General features: G+C 47.3%; 18 protein-coding genes. 7 read left to right on the top strand and 11 right to left on the bottom strand.

Annotation, left to right across the window (positions count from 1 at the left end; all coding sequences use genetic code 11):
* Positions 1–25: 25 nt before the first annotated feature.
* Positions 26–997, top strand: coding sequence for an aldo/keto reductase (locus tag BMW79_RS25230; RefSeq protein WP_089899593.1), 972 nt, complete (start codon positions 26–28; stop codon positions 995–997).
* A gap of 41 nt (positions 998–1,038) precedes the next feature.
* A complete protein-coding gene (locus tag BMW79_RS25225; protein ID WP_089899590.1) occupies positions 1,039–1,851 on the top strand; it encodes a helix-turn-helix domain-containing protein in 813 nt (270 codons plus the stop codon).
* Between the two features lie 7 nt (positions 1,852–1,858).
* On the opposite strand, the gene BMW79_RS25220 is transcribed toward BMW79_RS25225, so the two are convergent.
* Complete coding sequence (locus BMW79_RS25220) at positions 1,859–3,403, bottom strand: glycoside hydrolase family 43 protein (RefSeq protein WP_089899587.1); 1,545 nt, start codon at positions 3,401–3,403, stop codon at positions 1,859–1,861.
* A 141-nt stretch (positions 3,404–3,544) separates the two neighbouring features.
* On the opposite strand from BMW79_RS25220, the gene BMW79_RS25215 reads away from it, so the two are divergent.
* Both BMW79_RS25215 and BMW79_RS25210 read left to right on the top strand, forming a co-directional pair.
* Positions 3,545–4,630: a helix-turn-helix domain-containing protein gene (locus BMW79_RS25215; protein ID WP_089899584.1), complete on the top strand. Its 1,086-nt coding sequence runs from the start codon at positions 3,545–3,547 to the stop codon at positions 4,628–4,630.
* 40 nt (positions 4,631–4,670) lie between these two features.
* Complete coding sequence (locus BMW79_RS25210; protein ID WP_089899582.1) at positions 4,671–5,750, top strand: hypothetical protein; 1,080 nt, start codon at positions 4,671–4,673, stop codon at positions 5,748–5,750.
* Positions 5,751–5,839: 89 nt separating this feature from the next.
* On the opposite strand, the gene BMW79_RS25205 is transcribed toward BMW79_RS25210, so the two are convergent.
* Both BMW79_RS25205 and BMW79_RS25200 read right to left on the bottom strand, forming a co-directional pair.
* Positions 5,840–6,715 carry a class I SAM-dependent methyltransferase gene (locus BMW79_RS25205; RefSeq protein WP_245752678.1) on the bottom strand — a complete coding sequence of 292 codons (876 nt, stop codon included), beginning with the start codon at positions 6,713–6,715 and terminating at the stop codon, positions 5,840–5,842.
* Positions 6,716–6,744: 29 nt separating this feature from the next.
* On the bottom strand, positions 6,745–8,322 hold the full coding sequence (locus tag BMW79_RS25200; protein WP_089899579.1) for an MFS transporter: 1,578 nt from the start codon (positions 8,320–8,322) through the stop codon (positions 6,745–6,747).
* A 92-nt stretch (positions 8,323–8,414) separates the two neighbouring features.
* On the opposite strand from BMW79_RS25200, the gene BMW79_RS25195 reads away from it, so the two are divergent.
* A complete protein-coding gene (locus BMW79_RS25195; RefSeq protein ID WP_089899577.1) occupies positions 8,415–8,756 on the top strand; it encodes a winged helix-turn-helix transcriptional regulator in 342 nt (113 codons plus the stop codon).
* 8 nt (positions 8,757–8,764) lie between these two features.
* Here the strand turns inward: BMW79_RS25195 and BMW79_RS25190 are convergent, their stop codons facing one another.
* From BMW79_RS25190 to BMW79_RS25155, 8 genes are all read right to left on the bottom strand, one after another.
* Positions 8,765–9,415 (bottom strand): class I SAM-dependent methyltransferase, encoded by a 651-nt coding sequence (locus BMW79_RS25190; RefSeq protein WP_089899574.1) that lies wholly within the window; start codon positions 9,413–9,415, stop codon positions 8,765–8,767.
* A 68-nt stretch (positions 9,416–9,483) separates the two neighbouring features.
* A complete protein-coding gene (locus tag BMW79_RS25185; protein ID WP_089899572.1) occupies positions 9,484–10,191 on the bottom strand; it encodes a helix-turn-helix domain-containing protein in 708 nt (235 codons plus the stop codon).
* Positions 10,182–10,661: a GNAT family N-acetyltransferase gene (locus BMW79_RS25180; protein ID WP_089899569.1), complete on the bottom strand. Its 480-nt coding sequence runs from the start codon at positions 10,659–10,661 to the stop codon at positions 10,182–10,184. The genes BMW79_RS25185 and BMW79_RS25180 overlap by 10 nt, the downstream gene beginning before the upstream one ends.
* Before the next feature lie 156 nt (positions 10,662–10,817).
* Positions 10,818–13,418 (bottom strand): TonB-dependent receptor, encoded by a 2,601-nt coding sequence (locus BMW79_RS25175; RefSeq protein ID WP_177192323.1) that lies wholly within the window; start codon positions 13,416–13,418, stop codon positions 10,818–10,820.
* A gap of 141 nt (positions 13,419–13,559) precedes the next feature.
* Entirely contained in the window at positions 13,560–14,486 is a 927-nt protein-coding gene (locus tag BMW79_RS25170) for a FecR family protein (RefSeq protein ID WP_089899563.1), read from the bottom strand.
* A 102-nt stretch (positions 14,487–14,588) separates the two neighbouring features.
* Positions 14,589–15,122 carry a sigma-70 family RNA polymerase sigma factor gene (locus BMW79_RS25165; protein ID WP_089899560.1) on the bottom strand — a complete coding sequence of 178 codons (534 nt, stop codon included), beginning with the start codon at positions 15,120–15,122 and terminating at the stop codon, positions 14,589–14,591.
* Between the two features lie 204 nt (positions 15,123–15,326).
* Positions 15,327–15,677 carry a GIY-YIG nuclease family protein gene (locus tag BMW79_RS25160; RefSeq protein WP_089899557.1) on the bottom strand — a complete coding sequence of 117 codons (351 nt, stop codon included), beginning with the start codon at positions 15,675–15,677 and terminating at the stop codon, positions 15,327–15,329.
* A 38-nt stretch (positions 15,678–15,715) separates the two neighbouring features.
* Complete coding sequence (locus tag BMW79_RS25155) at positions 15,716–16,141, bottom strand: MarR family winged helix-turn-helix transcriptional regulator (protein ID WP_089899554.1); 426 nt, start codon at positions 16,139–16,141, stop codon at positions 15,716–15,718.
* Positions 16,142–16,357: 216 nt separating this feature from the next.
* Here BMW79_RS25155 and BMW79_RS25150 point away from each other — a divergent pair, with 216 nt between their 5' ends.
* Both BMW79_RS25150 and BMW79_RS25145 read left to right on the top strand, forming a co-directional pair.
* A complete protein-coding gene (locus BMW79_RS25150) occupies positions 16,358–17,365 on the top strand; it encodes a metallophosphoesterase family protein (RefSeq protein ID WP_089899551.1) in 1,008 nt (335 codons plus the stop codon).
* Positions 17,366–17,842: 477 nt separating this feature from the next.
* A complete protein-coding gene (locus tag BMW79_RS25145) occupies positions 17,843–21,133 on the top strand; it encodes a SusC/RagA family TonB-linked outer membrane protein (RefSeq protein ID WP_089899548.1) in 3,291 nt (1,096 codons plus the stop codon).
* Positions 21,134–21,147: the final 14 nt, after the last annotated feature.

The raw sequence follows: 21,147 nt of genomic DNA, 5'->3' as shown, positions 1-21,147 counted from the left end.
TATTGTAAATCATAAAATAGCAGCCATGACAACAATAAAAAAGATAGCCCTTGGCCAGAACGGTCCTATGGTGTCAAAACTCGGATTGGGTTGTATGCGGATGTCGTCTGTCTGGGGCGGCCCCACCAACGACGAGAACGAAAGCATTGCCACTATTCAGCAGGCGCTTGACAGTGGCATTAACTTCCTGAATACCGGCGACTTTTACGGCAGCGGTCATAATGAACTGCTGGTAGGCAAGGCCATAAAGGGCAGGAGAGACGACGCCTTCATCAGTGTAAAGTTTGGCGGGATCTTTTATAATGGCCGGATGCTCGGACTGGATCTGCGTCCCATTGCCATTAAGAACTTCATCAATTATTCCCTGGTACGCCTGGGCGTGGACACGATTGATCTTTATCAGCCATGCCGGCTGGATAACAGCGTGCCGGTGGAGGATGTAATCGGTACGGTGGCCGACCTGATCAAAGACGGAAAGGTGCGTCACCTGGGTGTTTCGGAAATAACGGCAGATCAGCTGCGTAAAGCGAACAGCATCCACCCGGTAGCGGCATTGGAAATAGGTTATTCATTGGCCGACCGCCAGATCGAAAGCGAACTGCTGCCCGCTGCAAAAGAGCTGGGAATCGGCGTGGTGGCATTTGCGAATACCGCAGAAGGGCTGCTCACCGGTGATATGAAAGCGCCACTGCCGGCAAACGATTACCATCTTCACTTCTCGCGTTTCCAGGGAGAAAACCTGGTAAAGAACCTGGAAAAGGTGGAAGTATTAAAACAAATGGCCGCAGAAAAAGGATGTACCCCAACCCAACTGGCTATTGCCTGGGTAAATGTACAGGGAGAACATATTATGCCATTGGTAAGCATGAGCCGCAGATCAAGGCTGCCTGAAAACATTGCCGCGATGGAGATCTCGTTCACACTGGCAGAATTGAATATACTCAACACACATTTTTCACCAGGCGCCATACTCGGCGGCACCTACCTGCAACGGTAGTGGCAGGCACATAAGCCGCGCCTGTTTTATATCTTTACATCATGACGAATCCAACTGAAGTAATACCCGGCGTCCTCTTTTACTCCTATCTCTCCACGATGAGAAAAGAAAAGGTAGCATTCCTGGCGCATAATACGCTGGTGTTGCAGGTGGCCGGACATTTCACGCTGGAAACCGCCAGTCAGAAGATGTCGATGGGGCGCGGCGAAATGTTGCTGATACAGAAAAATCAATTGGGAGAAATTACCAAGGTGCCGTTAGACGACAAGGAATATCAAACTGTTGTTATTATTCTTAAAGAAGACCTGCTCCGGCAGATCGCCCTGGAAGAGCATATTGATACCACAAAAAAATACACCGGCGCTCCCAACGTGCTGGTTCCGCGAAACGATTTCCTGGAAGCGTTCTTTCAATCTATTCTCCCGTATGTCCGCCACCCGGAAGCCAAAATAACCCATGCTGTGGGCATGCTTAAAGTAAAAGAAGCAGTATATCTGCTGCTGAATACGATGCCAGAGGTCAGGGATTTACTGTTCGATTTTTCGGAACCCTACAAGATGGACCTGGAAAAATTCATGCGGAGCAATTTCCATTACAACGTTCCCGTGGAGGAATTCGCACGACTTACCGGCAGAAGCCTGGCCGGTTTTAAACGCGACTTTCAGAAGATATTCGGAATGGCGCCCCGACAGTGGCTGTTGGAGCGCCGGTTAGAGGAAGCGCGTCACCTGATCGAAAACAAGAACAAGAAACCGTCTGCGATTTATCTCGACTTAGGCTTTGAGAGCCTCTCTCATTTCTCACATTCTTTTAAAAAGAAGTTCGGTAAGGCGCCTACCGGATGGTCGGCGTAACCTCCCATCACCGCCGGAACCAGTTGATATCTACGTGTCCTCCTGTGGCCGTGGTTGACAAACCGGTGTTGAAATTAAACAGGGCAAACCGGTTGGCTGTCCAATCGAGGCCTAGCCCCATTTTCAACTCATTGCCGATAGGAAGAAAATCTTTGCCGTTCACGCTATAGGCAAAAGTGGCCACAAATCCCTTTTCGTTTACGTTGGCTTTGAACCAGATCTTAGTCTGTTTCAGATTAACAACCGCTATGGTACTGTCGTTTTGTGCCATGACAATTGTTTTTTTACCATTGGTTTGCCGGACGGCGACATAAGCATAGGGAAGCTGGAATATGCCGAGGCCTGCTACATCATTATCTTTCATGCTGCTGATGTCCATTTCTATGCTGCCTGTTGAATAAGGTCCTTCTACCCGCTGGCTCAAGGTGTTAACGGCCTGAAATAATGTGGCCGCTTTGCCTGCCTTTAAACGAAGATAGCCACTGCGCCCGGTCAGCGACCATTTGCTGTTATCCGGGTTGTGATTCCATTGCCATTGCAGCGCCAGGGTGGGAGCGTTGAACTCGTCTGAACTGGCGGGAACGGTAACAGGAGCGTTGATGTTTATTGGTTTGGGAAAGGTATCTACCCCGATACCATTTTTACCGAATATGGGCCAGTCATCGATCCAGGTAACAGGTTCCAGGTTGGGGACCCGCCCGATAGGACCGCGATCCTGCATAATAATTGACCACCAGGCGCCATCCTTCAGCTGCACCATGCCGCCCTGGTGTAAGCCGTTGCCGGGATAGGTGTGATCATCCTGCATCACTACTTTCGATTCATAGGGACCGTAGATGTTGTCTGAACGGAGGCATACCACTTTGCCGCGTGTGCCACCGGTAGAGCCAAGTATATAGTATTTCTTATTGACTTTATAAAGATGTGATCCTTCCAGATAAGGGAAACCGGGGTTGTCATAGATTTTCCGTTGCGGAACTTTTACAGACTTCACATCGCTGTTTAGTTCGGTAATGTAAAGGGTTTGCTGGCCATGTGCCACATATACCCTGCCATCATCATCGAAAAAAAGTCCGGGATCATACAGGAATTCGGGGAATATGGTTCTTGTCCACGGGCCGTTTATATTTTTAGCACTGCAAATGGAAAAGTGTCCTTCCTTTGATTCCATTTTAGGCGTGCAGAATCCTGCGTAGAAGGTGCCGTTATGATAACGGAGTGTGGCCGCCCACGAGCCGCTGAGGTACATATCTCCTCCTTTCAAATCGTAACGGGGATCTTCCTCATACCTTGAAACGGCATAGCCGCCCATCTCCCAATTTACCAGGTCGCTGGAAACAGCAATCGGGCATCCGGGTACATAATGCATGCTGGTGGAAATAAAATAGAATTTATCATCTACCCGGATAATATCAGGGTCGGGCCAGTCGCCCCACATGAGCGGATTGGTGAAATTGCCGTTGCCTAAATCGGGTGTCCAGCTGCCGGAAGTTTGGGAGAATACGGAACTGAAGTACAACAGGAGTGTACATAATCCTAACGTTCTTTTCATTGATCACTGTATTGCGCTAATAAAGTTGTTTTCCTGCTATTCCTTTTCCGCAGAAAAGAATACAGCAAATCGCAAGATAGGTTAAAAGTATTTTTTTATGGAAAATTCTCTTTTTCTCATCTATCAACCAAAAAACAGCAAGTGGTTTTCTACTATCTCGCCCTGGGCAGTATCTTTTTATTGTCGTTTGTATTACTGAGCAATGCCGCTAAGGTAAATACCACCGCGAACCGATGGTTAGGCGTCTTTTTTGGTTGTGCCGGAGGTGCATTGCTGGCCTGGATCGCGGAGCAAACGGGACTGGATATACGTTATCCTTACCTGGTTCCTGTTACGGAGTCGGTTCGCTTTGTGATGGCGCCGGCCTTATATCTCAGTGTACAATATTTTACTGCACTTACACCGGGGCCTGCATGGAAAACCGGGCAACATTTTTTACCGGCCATATTATTTCTTCCCTTGCTGATGGGTGGAAGCGCTTACCTGCCTTCCTTTGCGGGAATAATAGTGGGAACGGGGCTGAAACTCCAGATGCTGCTCTATCTGCTGTTGTCTTGCCGGTTGCTCTGGAAACACCAGCGCGGGCTGGGCATTTTTGCGGGTAATATCAGGGAGATAAACTTAAAATGGTTGCAGTGGTTGCTGGCAGGTATTGCCACAATGGTGCTGTTATGGTATAACCAGGTATGGCAAATCAGCTCTGCTATCCTGCAGGTGTCCGGCGGCATGTATTGTATCGCCTTATATATGATTGCCTATGCGGTGTTGCAGCAACAGGAAATTTTCAACTATCCGCAGGAGGATAAAAAAGCCATCGGGGAAGTACTGGCGACTGCACCTGTTGCGCCCCGGTTAAAGCTGGGAGAGCTGGAAGCGTTGAAGGAGAAGTTGACAGGTCTGATGCAGCAGGAGCAACTATACCGCGATGGTGATCTTACACTTCCACAACTGGCCCGGAAAATGGACCTTTCTATACACGAAGCCTCCTGGTTGCTGAATAAGGGGTATCATCAGAACTTTTATCAATACATTAATCATTACCGGATAGAACAGGCCAAAGTACTGTTGCATACGACGGACTATGATCACCTGAGTATCCTGGGAATTGCTTTCGAAGCAGGATTTAATTCCAAGACCACTTTCAATACCGTATTTAAGAAAACAACGGGTATGTCGCCGCGTGAATACCGGCAACTACAGGTGCGGATGGATACAGACGGGCATTAGCCCCCTTTTCCATGGCTATTATTGCTCAAAATACGATGCCATGGAAAAAGTTAAGTTTTCAAAGATGTTTTTGGTCTGCCTGCTGGCAGGATTATTAAGCGCTGCTGTCGTCCGCCGTTTATTGGCGAGGTTTGCAGCAGGGTGGCTACCCATGACGGTGATCTGGGGAATAGCGTTGTTGTGTTTCTTTGGTTGCCTGGAGTACGCCTTCCTCTGGCGCCGCCGCGAAAGAAAAGGAAAGGGCAACAGTGCCGTTACGCTGTCGTTCTTTCACGGCATGTTACTTTACCTGCTGGCCTTTGATTTTGCATCCTTCGGGTGGCATAAAATCTTTCACCTGCAGATGGCGGTGCCATTGGGCGTGCTGGATCTGCCTTTTAACAGCCTGGATGGTGAAACGCTTACCTGGGCTTATTTCCGGCGATCCTATCCTTTTATGGTGGCTATTGCACTCAGCCAGATGTCCAGTGCCTGGATGTTGATGTTCAGTCGTACCCGGCTGCTGGGCCTCATCATCATGATACCGGTACTGATCAACATCCTGCTGATCGATATTTTTTATCAGCTGCATACCGGGGTCATTCTGCATGCCCTGATTCTTTTTGCCTGCGTAGTGTATTTGCTGATGCAGTCTTACACCAGCCTGGTGGATTATTTCTTTAAAACAGTTCACCTGGTGGCTTTGCCGGATACCACTAAAAAGACGAAGTTATGGCTGCGGGCAGTGGTGGTATTGCTTCCTTTAATTGTGCTCGCTACTTATCGTTTCCCTGACTGGCATCCGCAGCTCACCGGTAAATACCGGGTAGCGGATCTTCGTGTAAATGGCGTACCGGTAAAAGCCAGCAGCGTAAAAGACAGCGTGTTAACGGCTGTTTATATGGATTGGCAGGACGACCTGGTGCTGGAGTTTAATCACTATAACAGCAGGTATATCGGTACGTATCATTTTAACAGGGATACGGATAGTATGTATGTTAACTGGCGCTATCCGCGCAACTTTAAAGCGAAATTTGCAGGTACATTCCGTTCTGCCGGAAAGCCAGGGGCGTACCAGTTTTCCGGGATGTTAGCGGACGATCAGGTAGAGATGCGGCTGGATAAAGTACCGGAGCCGTAGTGATGGGTAAATACAAAGGCTATACGATTTTTGATGTCGTATAGCCTTGTCTGGTGACGTGTATCACGCTTTGGGGCAGCAGGCAATGATTATGCTTTTTTGCATTTTATTACGATAAACCGGAAAGCCGGTTGATTTGTTACGGCATTTGTTTGCTCGTCTATCTCCCAAAAATCGGTTAATCCGTAATCACCAAATTCCTGTTTTACGGCATCTTCGTCATAAAAGAAGAGTTGTCCTCCTTTTCCAATTTCAAAGGTATGCTTGCCCACTTCTTTACCTTTGCCGTAATTGGGTGAGTTTCTGGATACAACGGAGAATACCATCCAGCCGCCCGGTTGTAGTTGCTGATAAGCATCCCGGATCATTTTTTTTCTCTGCTCCGGGTTCAGGAGGTACACCAATCCGTAGCAAAAAATTCCTTCATACAGATGGTTGTCAAATGGCATATCCGTGACGGAGCCATGAAAAATCTGCATGTCGTGGCCATAGTGTTTCCGGGCCAGTCCGATGGCGGTTTGTGATATTTCGATGCCTGTAACCTGCATACCGTTTTCTACAAAAACGCGGGCATTTCTTCCATAGCCAATACCCGGTACCAGTATATCTTTGATCCCTTTTTCCACAAAGAGGTCTTTCGCAATGATGGCAGATTGGGTGGGCTCAAAGCCCCACATGGTCTGATGTCCGTTGAAGCTGGCATCCCAGAATGCCTGCATGTCTGCCGCTGAATTGTGGGTATCTGTACAAATCTTGTCAGGAATTACTTTACAGGAAAAGCCAAGCGACTCTACTACCGTAATAACGGCTGCTGTATCAATGGCCGGATGTTGTATTCTGAGTACTTTGTCCTGGTCTTCGAGGTCAAAATTGAGATGGGCGTTAGGAAGGATGCTGCTGAGTGCATCAACCACCTTTACGGTATCATGCTGATCCTGGATACTTGTTTTGAAAATCTCTATCACGGTGCATATCTTTTTATGTTGCTGAAAAATCAATCCTGAAGTACTTCCTGTTGCTCCGGTTGTGTAGCCGGTTGAAGGACTTCTTTTACAGTGCGTGGCCCGCGTGCAAGTATATACACAAACAGGAGTGCCATTACAGCGGCGCCTACCCACATGGCCTGTTGCCAGCCGTAAACAAACGACTCCCGCGCCACGCGGATCAGCGCATCGGAGGTGGCGCCGGCGTTTGTTGCCGCTGCTAATGCGTTGGCAATGCCTTCCCGGAGCGCTGTTACGTTGGTGGCAGAAACTTCCTGCAGCCGGCTGTTGATGGCGTTGCTGTAACCAGCGGTTACCAATGCGCCCAGTAACGCTACACCGAGGGCAGTGCCCAGTTCCCGGGTCACATCGTTGAGTGCCGAGGCCACGCCCTGACGCGAGGGCGGGAGGGCAGAAGTAATGGCTTCTGTGGAGGGCGTCATTGTTAATCCCATCCCGAATCCCATGGCCAGCATGCCGGGCAGGATCATCACGTAGCCGCCATCCACAGATACGAGCATGGCCATGAGCGCGGCGCCCACACTTCCCAGCAGAATGCCTGCTGCCATCGTAAATCGTCTCCCGATACGGGCAGCTACTTTAGGGGCCAGCCCGGATGCCAGCATCATCAGCACTGCCATGGGCATCATAGCAAAGGTGGAGCGAAGCCCCGACCAGCCCAGTACTCCCTGGAAGTAAGGGAAAAGTACTACAAATATTCCGGCCTGCACACCAAATACGGTGAGCAGTGACACCGATCCGCCGGATAAGCCCCGTTCGCGGAAGAGACGTACATCCAGCACCGGCGCCTTTTGGCGCAATTCCCATAACACAAAGCCGGCCAGACCGATCACACCGCCAATGAGGCCTGTGAGTGTCATCGGGTCACTCCAGCCCTGGATAGGCGCTTCATGGAGCGCATATACGATTCCGATCACCGCTGCAATGGATAACAGGGAACCAACGATATCGAACCGGTGCCCGGTTTTTTCCACGGAGTCGGGGATAAAGCGGAGTGTCATGATAATGGCTACTATGGCCAGCACGACGGGGAGTACAAAAAGCCAGCGCCATGTTGCCATGTCTACCAGTACGGCAGAGAGGTACATGCCCAGGATACCGCCACCGCCGGCAACTCCCGTCCATATGCCAACGGCGTTGGACCGTTCCTCATCCGGGAAAGTGGAGGTGATAACTGCCAGTGTTACCGGCATGATCATCGCGGCGCCAACGCCACTGAGCAACCGCGCCACCAGCATCACTCCCGAAGATGGAGCCATACCCGATATCACACTGGCTATGCCGAAAATAACCAGGCCCGTCAGCAAAGTGGGTTTACGGCCCCAGCGATCGCCAAGGGCGCCCAGCGGCAACAGCAGGGCCGCTAAGCTGATAGTGTAAATATTGATCATCCAGAGGACGGTACTTTGCGATGCATTAAAGGCCACCGCCAGTTTAGGCTGTGCCACATTCAACCCGCTCACAGACGCAATTACCGCCATGAGCGCTATACACACCGTTATTAAAATCGTGCGCCGCAGGCGCAGACCGTGGCTAACAGCTTTCTTTTTTTCTTCACGTTTTTCCATACCACAAAAGTACCTATCTTTACTTTCCAATGGATAGTACTTCCCATTTGGATAGCACTATCCAAATGGGAAGTAGCATTAAAGCTGATAGTATGAAATTAGAAGAAGAAGATTGTTCAAAAGCGATGCTCTCCATCAAGGATGCGCTGGAAGCAGTGGAGGGCACCTGGAAACTGCTGATCCTGTATTCCCTGTGCAGCGGGCCTAAGCGATTCACTGAACTGGCAAGGGAAGTAACCGGTATCACCGATAAAACCCTCTCGAAAGAACTGAAGCTCCTGCAAGCCAATAAACTGATTAAAAGAGAAGTGTACGATGCCTCACCACCGGCAGTGGAATATACCATCACCAAACATGGCAGGTCGCTCAACAAAGTATTATTTGAGCTCTGGAGCTGGGGACGTGCGCATCGGAAGGAAGTGATCGGGAAATAGTCATAGCCTCATTTTCTTGCCCGGTAGTAGGAATAACTGCCGATCGTAGTATTGATGTAACCAGATTCCGTTACGTCTTTAAATCCGGCCTGGTCAATATATAATGGCAGCAAGCCCTTTACGCTGTCGTTTGTGATTTTAAAGCCATCTGTCAGCTGCACGGCATAAAATGCAAACCGCATTAAGCCGGATCTGGCTTTTCCCCAGTCGCCAATCACCAGTATGCCGCCGGGTTTCAGCACCCGGTAAATCTCTTTCAGACAGGATTGTTTGGAAGCGGTGTCCAGTTGATGAAACACCAATGAACTGAATACTTTATCAAAAGAGTTGTTCCCGTAGGGAAATGTTTTTCCATCATACAGATCCAGCGGCAGGTGGTAACCCAGCTTATTTATTTTGTGATCGGCAATGGCTTTCACCTTCGGATCTATATCCACTCCATTGAGTGTGGTCTGTGCATTTCTTTCATGTACCAGGATCAGGTTCTGTCCCGTTCCGAAGCCAAATTCGAGGATAGTCTCTCCGCTGGCGGGTTGTAGTTCGTCGATCAGCCGGGTCCGGAATTTCTTTTCCGGCATAAACAGTTTAATCCCCAGATCATAAAATCCTGTCAGCCAGTCATAGCCCATGGCGGGAATAAAATCTTTTTTGTGTCTCATACATTTATTTCGTTGATAATACGCTGCTAAATTCGATCAACGGAGGCGATGAAACTTGTACAAAACGGCTAACTTTTAAGCACGAAGAATGGTTTCAGACCAAACATCCGGTAGAATACCTTATTGAAATGCGAGGAATCTGTAAATCCTACGTGGTGGGCGCATTCGGTTAGGGAGTAGCCTTGCTCCGCCTTCAACACGGCCAGCGATATTTTTTTCCAGAGGATATATTGATGAACAGAGATCCCCAGTTGTGCTTTGAATAAGTGCGACAGCCGGCCGGCCGACAAAAAGGAGGAGCCGGACAATTGGGCGACGCTTAGTTTCTGATCGGCGAAAAATGCGTTGATGGTGTCAACGCATTGCAGTATCCTGCTGTCTATCCCTGTGGTAGCACCTGTGGCGGCGTTTTCCAACACTTGGGCAAGATCGGTTGCACCGGTTGGGTGGAATGGCTCCAGTTCAGGAAGATTCATACTTATATGCGCCGGTGAAGTCAGTTGGAATTGCTGCATAAAATATCTGCCGATATCTGAAAGCGGATCAAGGAACAGCAGCTGACAAGTGGCATTTACACAACTAAAACTATGTTGCAGGTTGGGAGGAATGATCACATTTTTAAGATGGGGATAGCTTCCTTCACTGGTTGTTATGGTAAAGTCGCCTTCCGTACAATAAACTATTTCAATCGCATAGTGTGCATGTTTCCGGGTGGTATAGTTACTCCTGGAAAATGTAGCATAGCCTTTTTCAATATTCAGGAGGGCTATGGACATGCTACAGGAAGGGGTTTCTGCATTAATGTTTCTTCAAAACCAACACCATAGTATTCGAACGTATAGTCTTTCACATACTGCCAGCCATTTTTAGCATAGAATGCCAGGCCTTCCGGTGAGGCGGCTAATTGAAGGGTGGTGAGTCCGTTGCTCAGGGCATAAGCCTCCAGGTGTGCCATTAATAGTTTACCTATTCCCTGGTTCACCTGTTGCAGACGGGTATAGAATCCTACCACGAAATCCCCGTCCAACGCAACGGTACCCACGATGACGCCGTCTTTTTCGGCACAGAACACCACTTGCTTCGAGATCTTTTCACGAAGCACGGCTATAGAATAATATTGGATAAATATGGTCCATTGTGCCTCACTGTAATGAGGCTTTAATAATTGTTGGGCGTTTTCACAGATCAGCTCACTCAGGGCTGCTGCATCTGTAAGTTGCGCTCTTCTTATCTGGATGGCAGACATATATACTTTTTGGATGATTGTTTGGCGATGTGCTGTTGGCAATCCGGCAAAAGGTAGTAAAAAAGCAGGAATCAGAGGGGAGTGGGGAGGAAAAGAAAGATAGTAATGACTTAAATACAAAGGCCGCTCAACTTCATGGGCGGCCTTTGTATTGCTTTAAAATTTATAAGTGACACTGGCCACATAATTCCTTCCTGGCTGGGATTGGATAAAGTTCCACGACCAGTATTTTTCATCGCCCAGGTTATTGATCTTAAAGCTCAGCCCGATTTTAGGTCTGTCGTACATCACCTGCGTATTACAGATGAAGTAGGCCGGAATGAGCACCGGATCGTTGTAAGTACTTTCTCCTACATAATTTCCCCCGAAGCTGATACCAAGCCCGCTGGTGCGGCCGGTGGCGATTTTATAGCTGGCATAGAAATTAGCAATGTTCATCGGGGAACCGATCAGCTTTCCATTCTGCCCGTTATTGGCATTGATGTAACGGGAATCATTGTAGCCATAACCCGCCATGATGTTCAGTCCGGCGAGTGGATTGGAAATGAGTTCTATTTCTATTCCCTTGCTTTTTTGTGTACCATCCTGGATAGATACTGTGGAAGAAGGAATGGTTCTCAGTGCATTTTTAACATCAATGTTATAATAGCTGAGGGTGGCGCTCAGTACGTTGTCGAATAAAGATGACTTGATACCAAATTCCCACTGGTTAGCCTGGGAAGGCTTGTAGGTGATGGATTTGGTGCCGTCTGTCTGTGGCGCATTGTTGGAGAATCCGTTCATATAGTTACCGAACAGGGACACCTGGTTTTTGATCAGCTGGTATACGATGCCGAATTTGGGCGACAGGGCCGTTTGTTTGTAGCCATCTGTCTGGGTAATACCGTTATTCACGGAGTTCTTATTGTTAAAGTGATCAACGCGCAGACTCAGCATCGCCAGTAACTTATCCGTTACATTAATGACGTCGGACACATAGGCGCTGCTGGTGATCCATTTGTTTACATAATGATTGTCGGAAGGATCCCATGTCATACCATCCAGGATTTTAGCAGCCGATACATTTACTTTTGAATGCGGATCATTCATGATCACCGTGTCCTGGTAAGCGCCTGTAAAGGTGGAATTGTAAACATCGGAAGTAATGTCGATGCCCAGTACGATGCGGTTGCGCATACTACCGATTTTAAAATCTCCGGTAAAATTCTGCTGGAAATCTATCATCGTACCGGATTGTGGTTTCGCACCCATGATGAACCGCGTTAGAGTGGAATCGTTGATGTAGGCGTTCCCGTTCATATAGTAGCTGGCTTTCCGGTAGTAGATGTTCTCCGCAAAATTGGTGGAGGATGTCCAGTGATCGGAGAGCTTGTAATCTATTTTGGCAAAAACTCTTGAGCTGGACCAGTTCTGTGCCAGTTGATCACCGGCGCTGGAGCGGTCGTAAGGTACTTTAAGGTCTTTCACATTCCGGATGGTGACCTCCGGACCAAAGTATACCCATTGCCACATGCTGGAGTTCTGCTGGTAAAATTCGGCGCTTAATCTTACTGTTAGCCGGTCATTTACCTTATACAATATACTTGGTGCTACGGTATAGGTATGTTTGAAACCGAAATCCTGGAAAGAATTTTCCCAGTGCCGCGCGCCATTGATGCGGAACAGCAGGGTACTATCTTTATTTACAGGCGTGTTGTAATCGAGTGTGAGCCTGCTCAAGCCAAAACTGCCACCGGTATACGATACTTCTCCTTTTGCTACTTCAAAAGGAACTTTGGTGACGTTGTTGATGATACCGCCAAAGCTGCCATTGGAGGTGCCAAAAAGGGTAGCTGACGGGCCTTTTAGTACTTCTACACGTTCTATATTTACCGGGTCTTCCGTTTCACCGGCGTAATTGGACAGGCCGTCCCTGAATTCAAAACTGCTGTAGAAGCCCCGTAGGAAAAACTCATTGCCGTTGGAATAAGTAATGCTCGGCGGCGTAACAGCCGGGGTGTTGTAGAAGATCTCCGCATAGTTGGTCACCGTCCGTTCTTTGATGATGGCATTGGTTACAACGTTGTATACCTGTGGATTTTCCAGGTTACTGATCGGCAACCGGGCAATGTAATCGCTCTCTTTTGCTGCGAATTTATTCTGCTTTTCACCGGATACGACCACTTCGTTGAGCTGTTTCCTGGTTTCGTTTAGAGTGAGGTCGATGCTGGCCGTTTTATCTCCATGTACAACCACCTCACGCGTCACGGTTTCCATGCCAATGATGCTGGCGGTGAGCTGATAGGTTCCTTCGGGAATATTTTTCAGCCGGAAATTACCGGATTGATCTACAATGGTACCGGTGCTGCTGTTAATACTCACGGTCACATAGGGGGCCGGTTTACCATCGCTGGTACGGACCGTGCCCTGAATGCTTCCTGGTTTTGTTTCTTTCACAATCACCTGGTTGCCTGAAAAGGTGAAGCTCAGTCCGGCTTTGGCGTTTATCTGGGCAAAAATACTTTTGATAGTGGCCTCCTGGCTTTGAAGGGTGATCACTTTATCAACGGCCGCAAACTTTTTATTATAAACAAAACGGAGACTGCATTGCTGCTGGATTTCGTCCAGAATAGTCTGTACGGATAATGTTTTTCCGGATAATTTCACGGATTGTTCTACCTGCCGGGCCTTTGCATTGGGAGCCAGCGTAAGCAGCAAGACGGTAAACAGCATGACAAGTCCATGTCCTTTTGTCCATGAAAGGAACTTTAAATTCATATTTTTGTAAGGTTTTAAATAATAATTGATCCCGACGATTAGTTTTTTGTTTAAGGCAACTGCCGGGTGATGTTGACGCATCCCCGGCATCCTTTTTTATTTGTGTTGATTTATCCCGTATTCATAATTCAAGTGTGACAATCAGTAAACATGGATGGTATCTCCATCTGTTTTAAACTTCAGATCGGAGCTTAAAGTGATCAGTTGCAGAATAGCCGGTAAGGATTCGTGGTTTAGTTCTGCTGTAAACAATTGATGCCCGATTTTTTTATTAAGAATGAAAGTAACGCCAAATTGTTGCTCCAGTTCGCTGAATACCTGTTGTATAGGCGTATCCCTGAAAGCGAGTGAGCCGCCGCGCCAGAGCGCTGTTTTGAGTGTATCTGCCGCCAGTGGCGATCCCACTGTGTGCGTGGTGAGATCGTAGATCAGTTTTTCACCGGGTTGCAGATAGACCGTCGCCTGATCTTTGGAAAATGATATTTTACCGCTGTTCAGCGTAATTTCCAGAGTGTTCGGACAGGTGTGTTGTTTTACATTGAAACGTGTGCCTAATACCTGGATCGTACCGTCTCCCGGCGTGTATACGTTGAAGGGATGTGCGGGATCTTTGGCAATATCAAAGAAAACTTCTCCTTTCAATACTTTCACGTTCCTGGAAGCGGTAAAGGGATCTTCGTAGGCAATAGTAGTTCCCCCGTTGAGCTGCAGGGTACTGCCGTCTGAAAGTAATAGCTGGGCTTTCCGGCCATTCGGTACTTCCATGGTTTTCCAGTTTACAGCAGCAACAGGTAATGGCGCCTTTTGCCGGTAGAACAGGAATATACTGATGGAGAATAATAAGCAGACAGTGGCCGCCACAGAGAGTATCTTTTTGAGACGGATCGTTTGCTGTGACCTGCTGATGCGATGCCGGATCAAATCCCATTCCTGCGATAACACCTCATCCGGCGGTGCCATGCCGGTATCCGGAAGATTTTCTTCCCGGGCAAGCCAGGTTTCGACTTCAGCTTTTTCCTGATCGTTGCATTTTCCCTGGAAGTATTTTTCGAGTAACTGATGATCCATGTTCGTGTGTTATCCATATAGTTGCCATAACAGGATCATACACTAAAGGGGAGAACGTTTTTTTGAAAAGATTTAAATAAAGAGGGGAATAATGAAAAAAATCTAAGTTAGTTTGAGCTTATTGCGTAGTGTGCGCAGGGCGGTACCGATGTAGTATTCCACCATCCCCACGGAGATACCGGTATCGGCCGCAATTTCTTTATGAGTGAGGCCTTGCTCCCGGCTTAGGCGGAAAATTTTTTGTCCCGGTTCCGGCAGGTGATCAATAAAATGCTGTAGTTGGTCATGCAGCTCTTTATGTTCCAGTATCATAGCGGCATCGCCAGCTGCAGTGTCAGGCGGAGGTCCGCCGGCCGATCTTTCTTTTAAGCGGCTGGCATTGCGCATGAATTCAAATGATTTAAGCCTGGCAGCGCCATGAAGATAGGTGCTGATATTGGTTTTTACATCCAGCTGGTGTCTGCGGCGCCATAACGAGAAGAAGATATCCTGGGCCAGTTCCCTGGAGTCTTCTGCTGATCCGGTGTATTTTAAACACACGGAGAAAACGGAATGCCAGTATTGATGGAACAGTTGTTTAAATGACTGTTCATCTATTTCTCCCGCATGAAAATCAGTATGACTAATTGCTGGCATTATTCCCTTTGATATGATAGCAGATGGGTGGCTTTTGCTGCGAAGTTATAAACGGCCGGCGACATCATATTACTCATAAAGGAAAGAAATGGGCGTCCGAATTTTTCCCGAATAGATAAACGGATACCGGTAGAATTTTGTAAAGGGATAACAAACTTTCATAAGTCTTCTGTGCTGGGGAAGACTTATGAAAGTACGGCGCCACTAGTCGTTATATAATTCCTGGGGAGCATTGTATTGCGCAATGGCGGCCTTTTCGGCTTTCGCCACTTCCTGACGGTAATTGGTAAACCTGTTTTCCTGGATAGGTATGACCTGCAGTGTTTCGAATGTAAATGCCTGTTCGCCGTATTGGATCCAGTCGTTTTGCAGCTGCTGTTGGGTGAATTGCCGGCTGTTAAGTAAGAATTTAATCCTGTTGACCAGCGACTCCAGGTTTAAAGAGCCTTCTATATAACGTTGTCCATTGATGGTGTTTTTAACGGAAAGAACTCCCATGGTGGTTTTGTGATTCTTTGCAGCTTCCTTCAGCTCTTGTCTGGATGAATTTTTCATGTGAAAAGAAATAGATGATGATAATAGAGCGGGATAACCTATTGTATATTCCCGCCAAGTTCTTGTAACAGCTCACTGATAGCCCGTAAGGATTTATTCTTTTTAAAAGACAGGATATCTTTTGCAACCCTTTCGGCAGTAACCTTTGCTTCCTGGAATATTTTTTTACCGGTAGATGTGATAACGACGTAGCTGACCCTTGCATCCCGTTCATTGGCCTCTCTTGTCACCAGGCCGGTTTTTTCCATGGGGCCGAGCAGGCGGGTAACTCCTGAGGCAGTAAGGCCGATCTTATCCGCAAGATCTATTCTGCGCATTCGGAACTCCGGGGCGTTGTGTAGTAAATACAATATAACAAAGTCGCTCACCCCCAGGCCGTGGGCACTCAGGGAATCAAACTTGCGGGAAACGATCGCCTGTACTTTAGCAATATTCATCAGGAGTAATAAGTCTTCACTTATCATTGAGATATATTTGAGTAATCAAGTAATATTTGGTGCGAATGTAGTGTATTTTAAGGAATTGTGAATAGATGGTTCATACGGCTGGCATATTTTTATACTTAAAACTGCATTACTTATATTTATCTAATGGAAATTTATTTTCCTAAAATGAAATATTTACTATCTTGTAGTGCCAATTTCTATACGACTTCTTTCTAATTGCACAAACAGCGAACAATGGAATATCAACGCAATACAGGCTTAAGCCGCAGAACATTTATCGGCCAAACCATGACAGTTTGCCTTTCATTAGCAGTGCCGCTTTTAGCCAGGGCAGCTTTTGTAAAAACACGGCCTCTTTCCGTAGGATTGATCACGGACCTGCATCATGATGTGATGCACGATGGCTTGTCGAGAATGCAGGCCTTTATTGCCACTTCCAGGAAATCGAATCCTGATGCGCTTCTGCAATTAGGGGATTTTGCCTATCCTGCAGATAAGAATAAAGAGATCATTGATCTGTTTAATCAATCACATCCCAATAAATTCCACGTTATTGGCAACCATGATACAGACGGTGGTTACACGCATAAGCAATGCGTAGAAGTATGGGGAATGCCTGCCGCTTACTACACCAGTGTGGTAAACGGTTTCCGGTTCATCTTCCTGAATGGAAATGAAAAAGGATCACCTGACCATAAAGGAGGTTATCCTGCCTACATAGGCCCGGAGCAAACGGCCTGGCTAAAACAACAATTGGCCGCCGCTACTGAGCCGGTGATCATTGTATCGCACCAGCCGCTGGTTGGTTACCTGGCGGTAGACAATGCCACTGAAATCCAGCAGATCATTACGGCCGCCTCACATCGCGTGGTAATGGCCATCAATGGACACACGCATGTGGATAGTCTCCAGTATGTGAAGGAGATTCCTTACCTGACCATTAATTCCGCGTCTTATTTCTGGGTAGGACAAAACTTTATGCACGACAGCTATTCCCCGGAAATTCACAAGCAATATCCGTGGATCTCCCGGACCTGTCCTTACAAGGATCCATTATTTACCATGCTCACCATCGATCCGAAAACATACACCATCACACTAAAGGCCAATAAGAGCGAATGGGTAGGCAAATCACCAGAAGAACTGGGGTTCAATGAGCAACAGCCACTGCGCCCAGGAGAGGAGATTGTACCCTTTATCCGTTCCTACAAACTATCTGAAAAAAGGCGGATGCAGTCCTAGCCTATGTCTGACTAGAATAACACGTTGTAAAAATTGAATCAACCAAATGATCGCGAAGAGTTAATATTTAATTAAAGTACAAAATTGTAATTTTCCTATTAGTAAACTTAATTTCGTGAATGGAAATAATTGAAGCGAGTTAAGAAGAAACAGATTTACCACGCAGTAGCTATGGAATCAGTGAAACAATGATTTTTATTTATCTGCAACAACAGTTGCTTATACCGTAAAACAATTTATATGAACTAACACCATCTGAAAAGGTGCTGGCGAACTTCCGCTTATCCGGGAGCAGGGCATTGCTATGCCTTATTTGCCGACAGCCTTCACACCACATCAATTAAACGTCATGCCGTGGCAATAGTGGTATTACACCGCTTCCCGGAAAATGGCATAGCCACTGGTTATGCCAACAGGGAATGCCATTGCATAAACGCTGCGTACTTAACTGTTTTTTTAAAACCAAAATTATCAAAAATGGCTACTAAGCTAAACGGGAGTTTTCCATTTTCCATTTTCCGTTATGGAATATTCCTGTTGATGTCCCTTTCCTGCCTGTATGCTGTAGCAAGCAACAGCTACCGCCAGGTGATCCCGGTTTCGGGAGTGGTTACCAACGAAACGGGAGAACCTATTCCCGGCGTGTCTGTAGTGGAAAAAGGAACTGCCAACGGCAAAATGACGGATGAAAAAGGCGCGTTCGCACTAACGGTATCCGGTACTGAATCTATCCTGGCGTTTTCCTACATGGGATATGTAACGCAGGAAGTAAAAGTGGGCGACAAAAAAGTGTTTAACATTAAACTGGCAGCTAATCAGAAAGATTTGGGAGAAGTGGTAATCACAGCTTACGGAAAAGTGAAAAAGAGTAGTCTTACTGATGCCGTGTTTGCCATTAACGCAGAGAAACTGGCCAACAGACCGATGAGAACCTTATCGGATGGGCTGGTAGGACTCGCACCCGGACTGAATATCCGGATGTCGAGCGGTGCTCCGGAGAGCAGTCCTTCTATCAACATCCGTGGATTTACTTCCTTCGGCTCCAGCGCTTCCCCACTCATCCTGGTAGATGGAGTAGAGCGTCCCATCAGTGATGTGGACCCGAACGACGTGGAAAATATTTCCTTATTAAAGGATGGCGCATCAACTGCTATCTATGGCTCCAGAGCTCCTTATGGCATCCTTCTCATCACCACCAAAAGTGGTAAAAACGGGAAGCTGTCTGTTAACTACTCTACCAATATCAAAGTAGGCAAGATGGCATTGTTTCCCACACAGCCGGAATCTCCGGAATGGGCACGTTATATCAACATCGCCCAGAGAAACGGACAGCCGAATGGAACCGGTACAGATGGTGTGGATGCTATCACCATCGCCAGAATGGAAGCATGGTTGAAGAAAGACTGGAGTAACCCCGCCTTTGATGATTTACGCGCGCAATTTGGCGACAAAGCACAATCATATATTGAAAACGGTCAGTTCCCGACTTCAGATGCGGGCTTTAAGAACTGGACCAGGGAGCAGTCGTTTGCCACCAACAAATTATACGATGCCTACTTTAATAAATCTGCCGTGAGCCAGCAGCATAATATTGGTTTCAGCGGCGGAAGTGATAAACTACAATTCATTTCAGGATTTGGATATAATGCTACTAACGGACTGTTTAAAGGAGACTTTAACTACAACAAACGCTACAATTTTCATACGAAGCTCAACTTCAAAGCTACTGACTGGCTGGAATTAAGAAGTGATGTCAGTTATGTAAACCAGCAGAACCAGAGCCCCAATTACATGGCCAGAAATGGTTCTGACGTACAAAGCGGCACCATTGCCGACTACGGCAGCATCTTTGGTTCTATGATGCAATATTTTGCCACGCCCATGCGTGTGCCTTCCGGTAATCAGTATTCCTGGATCCTCGGCGCAGCCGGTATCCTTGGCGATGGCGGTTTATTTACCAATCAAAGGAACGACCTGGTACTGACAGGTGGCGCCACTTTAAAACCGTTGAAGAACCTGGAGATCAACGGGGACTATACCTGGCGCGTAAGCAATAACGACAACACCCGTGTAGATAAAATTGCCTACACAGAACTGCCTAACGGTACCAAAATACAGAACAACCGGTCCGCCAACGTAAGCAGCATTGCTAAAACGATGGGTAAGCTGGATTATAAATATGCCCGTTTCAGTGCACAGTATCGTTACACGCTGGCAAAGGAGCACAACTTTTTTGTTCAGGCAGGTATGCAGGCAGAAGAAACTGGCTATAAATCTTTAACAGGAAGCCGTACCGATCTGTTTTCTCAGGATAACATCCAGGCATTGAATGGGGCCGCCAACAACCAACTGGCCAATGATAACCTGTACGATTGGTCTGTACTGGGTTATTACGGTGTATTCTCCTATGATTTCCGTGAAAAGTATTTCGTGAAATTTGCCGGCCGCCGCGACGCCAGTTCCCGCTTTTCAGCAGATTCCCGCTGGGGCATGTTCCCTTCCGTTTCTGCTGCCTGGAACGTGGCGAAAGAATCCTTCTGGCCCGCAAAACAATATGTATCGGAGTTTAAACCAAGGTTTTCCTGGTCCACTTCAGGGGATGTGGCTTCCAATGGTGCCAGTAGTTATTATACCTACCTGCCTACCCTCGCATTTGGTGTAAACCAGAATACATTATTAGGCGGTAACTATGCAAACTACGCTACAGCGCCTGGTCTCGTTAGTTCCACACTCACGTGGGCAAAACCGGCGGTTATTGACTTCGGATTTGATTTGAGTGCACTCCGCAGCAGGCTAACGCTTAGCTACGACTGGTACCAACGCACGGTGCTGGATCAGGTAGGTCCGCCCAATCCATTACCGGCCACATTGGGTACTGCAGCACCCAGCCTGAACAATGCCGTATCAGAAACACGCGGATGGGAAATCACAATTGGCTGGAACGACCAGGTACCAGTAGCTGGAAAACCACTGTTCTATGACCTCAAATTAAACATGAGCGACTATATCGGTTATGTAACGAAATATTCCGCGAATAAATCAGGAGTAACAAGTGGCATCTGGACGCCGGGAGAATTATTCGGACAGAACTATGCATACGATGTGAACAAAATAGCGCAGAATAAAGGTGACCTCGATGGCGGAACCTTATCCAATACCTTCAATTATCCCGGCTACCTGATGTACAGGGACTATAACGGCGACGGATATATTAATTCCGGCAATGGCGGTTTCTGGTATAGTCGTGGTGACCTGGTGAAAAACGGATTTAACTATCCACGGAAGTCGTTCTCCATATTGCCTACCGTGTCCTGGAACAACATCACTTTATCCGCCGTACTGGAAGGGGTGTTGCAATGGAGAGTTTATAATAGTTCCGAATGGGTATGGGGCACCCGTGCCGGCAGTGATCTGGCTTATTTCTATACGCCTGCCTTTAAGGAAAGTACCAGCCTCGGATACTGGAATACCGATAACAAAAACGCTTTCTTCCCGGCCTTTAATACCGGTTCTTCCCTGGCTACGACACAGTATACCCTGAACCTGGCTCACCTGCGCATCCGCAATGTAACTATCGGATACGATTTACCGAAAAGCTTAATCGAAAGAGTAAAGCTGAAGAGAGCCAACCTGTATGTAAGCGGCGATAACCTTGGATTCATTTTTAACAAATCATATATCAAATATGATCCGGAACTGCTGAGTAGTGGTGTGAACGGGTATCCTCCGTTGCGGTATTACTCTGTGGGCTTGAACGTAAGCCTGTAAACACTATTATGAAC

Origin of the sequence: Chitinophaga arvensicola (assembly GCF_900110835.1) — a bacterium.
In the GTDB taxonomy this organism is placed as follows: Bacteria; Bacteroidota; Bacteroidia; order Chitinophagales; family Chitinophagaceae; genus Chitinophaga; species Chitinophaga arvensicola.
The sequence above is the reverse complement of the archived record's forward strand: the minus strand, read 5'-3'. Positions and strand labels throughout refer to the sequence as shown.